This window comes from Microcoleus sp. POL10_C6 (assembly GCF_036701585.1).
GTDB lineage: Bacteria > Cyanobacteriota > Cyanobacteriia > Cyanobacteriales > Microcoleaceae > Microcoleus.
In genome coordinates this window covers 1-3563 of record NZ_JAUBRB010000123.1, presented here as the reverse complement: position 1 = coordinate 3563, position 3563 = coordinate 1, and the positions used below count along the sequence as shown (strand labels likewise).

1 protein-coding gene is annotated in these 3563 nt (G+C 40.9%); it reads left to right on the top strand.

Annotation, left to right across the window (positions count from 1 at the left end):
• Positions 1 to 3563, top strand: a 3563-nt coding sequence (locus QUA34_RS29815; protein ID WP_333391097.1) for an AAA family ATPase, incomplete at both ends; no start/stop codon positions are given.

Genomic DNA, 3563 nt, shown 5'->3' with positions numbered 1-3563 from the left:
AAAAACTCTACGGCAGAGAAACAGAAGTTGAAACCTTATTAGCAGCCTTTGAGCGAGTCAGCAGGGGCAGCACCGAAATGATGCTAGTATCCGGTTACTCTGGCATTGGAAAATCCGCCTTAGTACAAGAAGTTTATAAACCAATTACTAAAGCCAGAGGTTATTTTATAGCCGGCAAATTCGACCAATTTCAAAGAAATATCCCTTACGCAGCAGTTGTCAAAGCCTTTCAATCATTAGTCAAGCAACTCTTAACAGAAAGCGAAAATCAACTCAATACCTGGAAACACAAAATCTTAGCAGCTATTGGTACTAATAGTCAAATCATTGTAGATGTCATTCCTGAAGTAGAATTAATCATTGGCCCACAGCCAGCCGTACAAGAATTAGGCGCTACTGAAGCACAAAACCGCTTTAATTTAGTATTTCAAAAATTCATCCGCGTCTTTTGTTCAGTTGACTATCCCTTAGTCATCTTTCTCGACGATTTACAATGGGCTGATGCCGCCACATTGAAATTGCTACAAGTAATGATAGCAGATGAGCAAACCAATTATCTATTTCTAATTGGTGCCTATCGAGACAACGAAGTCAACCCATCTCATCCTTTAATGATGACTTTGGACGAGCTGCAAAATCAAGGTGCAAGAATCGAGCGAATTACTTTAGCTCCCTTACACCTTCACCACATAGTTAACTTAATTACTGATACCGTGCGTAAAGACCAAAACTCAGCGCTCCCCCTAGCCGAGTTAGTGGTCAGTAAAACTCAAGGTAATCCTTTTTTTGTCAATCAGTTTCTCAAAACTCTCTATCAAGAAAACCTGCTAAAATTCAACTTTCACGCAAGAAACTGGGATTGGAACATTTCCGAAATTGAATCAGTAGGTATTACTGATAACGTCATTGAATTGATGATTGGCAAATTGAAAAGACTCCCCCCATCAACTCAGCAAGTTTTGCGTTTGGCTGCTTGCGTGGGTAATAGTTTTGACTTAAACACTCTCTCAATTATTAATGAAAAATCTTGGGGAGCCACGTTTCAAGAACTATTGCCAGCCATCCAAGAGGGATTGATTTTAACTACTTCTGAGTTAGGTGCTACCGCAGAAGAAATAATTAATTCAGACTTAGTAATTACTACTTATAAATTTTTGCATGACCGCGTGCAGCAGTCGGGTTACGCTTTGATTGACTCCCAACTGCAAACCGCAATTCACCTACAAATTGGTCGCCTATTACTAGCGAATATTTCTCCTGAACGACAAGCCGAAAGAGTTTTTGAAATAGTCGATCATTTGAATTCTGGTCGGACTTTAATCATTGATGATAACGAGAAAATTGAACTCGCTATTTTAAATTTAACAGCCGCTCGCAAAGCTAAAGATGCAACGGCTTATGCTGCTGCCAGAGACTACTTAAAATTCGGTCGAGAAATTTTACCGGGCGATATTTGGCAAGACTCCTACGAACTAGCTTTTACCTTTCATAAGGAGCTGGCAGAGGCCGAATATTTAAACGGCAATTTTGAAGAATCAGAAACTTTAATAGAAGTGGCATTTGCCCAGGCAAAATCTGAGCTAGAAAAAGCCGAAATTTATAACATTTTGATCGTGCAGTACACTCTGCTGAGTAAATATGAAGCAGCAGTTCAATCGGGATTAAAAGCCCTTCAATTGCTGGGCATAGACTTGGCTGAAGATAGTTTAAGTGAGGCGATTAATGCGGAAATGGCGACAGCTACAGCTAACTTGGCAAACCAAGAAATTGCTTCATTAATTCATGCCGAAAATATGAAAGATCCGGCTCAACTAATGGCCATGAAATTATTGGGCAACATGGGGCCGCTAACGTTCTTTTCATCTCAAGAACTGTGGAAGTTGACTGTGATTAAAGCGATTAACCTTTCTCTCAAGTACGGTTTTGTAGCGGGAGGGTCTTACTGCTATTCGTGTTATGGAATTATCCTAAATTCAATTTTAGGGGATTGCCAATCGGCTTATGAGTTTGGCAGACTCGCTCTGACTCTCAGCGAAAATTCAAATAACTTGTCTCAAAACTGCCAAGATAGTGTGATCTTTGCCAATTACTTAAATTGCTGGGTGAGACCGCTCAAAACTACGGCGGAAATTAATAATGAAGGTTATAAAGTTGGCTTGCAATCGGGCAATTTGCAATGGACGGGTTATAACCGGATGTTTCAAACTATTACCTATTTCTTTCAGGGCATGAATTTGAATAACCTTTTGGAAGATATTGGCAAGTCGCTCCATTTTTGCGAGCAAACTAAAAATTTATGGGCGATTGATATTATTATTGCTAATAAGATAGCCATTTTAAATTTGATGGGCGAAGAGGATGATGTTAGCGAAGAACAGCATTTAGAAAATTTCCACAGCCGTAAAAGTATGGCGGCGCTGTGCGAGTTTTATGTTTTAAAAGCGCAGACTTTATATCTTTACGGACTGTATAGTGAGGCGCTAGAAGCATCGGATCGCGCTGCTGAACTGCTCGATTATTTAATGGGTCATATTTCTAGTGCTCACCATCATTTTTACCGTTGTCTGATTTTAACGGCTCTGTATTCAGATGTTTCTGAGTCGGAGCGAAAAGATTACTGGGAGCAATTAGAAGCTCATCAGAAACAAATCAAAATTTGGGCTGATAACTGCTCGGAAAGTTTCGCACATAAATTATCGCTAGTGGCGGCAGAAATGGCGAGGATTTCAGGTCGAGATTTGGAGGCGATGGATTTGTACGATCGCGCGATAGCTGAGGCTAGAGAGGGTGATTTTATTCAGAATGAAGCGCTGGCGGCGGAACTTGCTGCTAAGTTCTGGTTGGGGAAGGATAAAGAAGAATTTGCCCAAATCTATTTGACTAAGGCCCACTATGGCTACCAATACTGGGGTGCTAAACGTAAAGTTGAGAGTTTGGAGGAAAAATATCCTCAATTAATCGCGAGAACTTCAGGGAAGACAACTACTCAAACTAAAGTTAATCGCACTACGACGGCGACTACTAGCAACAATTTGGGTGAGACGCTAGATTTAGCTACGGTGATGAAAGCTTCTCAAGCGATTTCGGGTGAAATTGTTTTGAGTAGGTTGCTGGAAAGATTGATGAAAATTGCGATCGAGAATGCGGGGGCGCAAAAAGGTTTTTTGATTTTAGAAAAAGGGGGAAACTGGGCGCTAGAGGCGGAAGGTTCGGTGAATGAGGATGAAGTTAGTGTGCTGCAATCGCTTCCTCTCAATCCCACAGCAGCTTCTGGGGGTACTCCTTTGCTGGCTTGTGCGATCGCCAATTATGTGATTCGTACTCAGGAAAATGTGGTGTTAAATAATGCGGCTCAAGAGGGACAATTTACCCGCGATCCTTATATTGCAGCTACTCAACCGAAATCTATTCTTTGTACTCCTCTGTTGCACCAAGGTAAGCTGACTGGTCTTCTTTATTTGGAAAATAATTTGACTGAGGGGGCTTTTACTACCGATCGCCTAGAATTGTTAAAACTTTTATCTGCCCAAATTGCTATTTCCATTGAGAATGCTCAACTTTAC